This is a genomic window from Thauera phenylacetica B4P, from assembly GCF_000310225.1.
GTDB lineage: Bacteria > Pseudomonadota > Gammaproteobacteria > Burkholderiales > Rhodocyclaceae > Thauera > Thauera phenylacetica.
The window spans coordinates 1-363 of sequence record NZ_AMXF01000635.1 but is presented as its reverse complement, the minus strand read 5'-3'; the positions used below and the strand labels follow the sequence as shown (position 1 = coordinate 363).

1 protein-coding gene is annotated in these 363 nt (G+C 76.9%); it reads left to right on the top strand.

The features are described 5' to 3' along the window. The coding region (locus C667_RS24055) for a CHAD domain-containing protein (RefSeq protein WP_004393530.1) at positions 1-363 on the top strand (363 nt) is incomplete at both ends.

Genomic DNA, 363 nt, shown 5'->3' with positions numbered 1-363 from the left:
AGCCTCGCCGAGGCCGCCGACCTGCGCAGCTTCGCCCGCCTGCGCCTGGACCGCCTGCGCAAGCGCGCCCGCCGCGGCGCCCAGGCCGCGGCCAGCCTGGAGCCCGCCCGCCTGCACGCGCTGCGCATCGACTTCAAGCTGCTGCGCTACGGCGTCGAGTTCTTCGCGCCGCTGTTCGGCACCAAGGGCATCGCGCGCTACCTCGACGGCCTCGTGCGCGCGCAGACCGCACTCGGCTTCCTGCAGGACGTCGACAGCGCCCTGCAGCGCCTCGCCGAGTGGTCGCGCACGCAGCCGGAGGTCGCGCCCGCGGCGGCCTTCGTGCTGGGCTGGCACGCACCGCGCTACGCCCGCCTGCGCCGG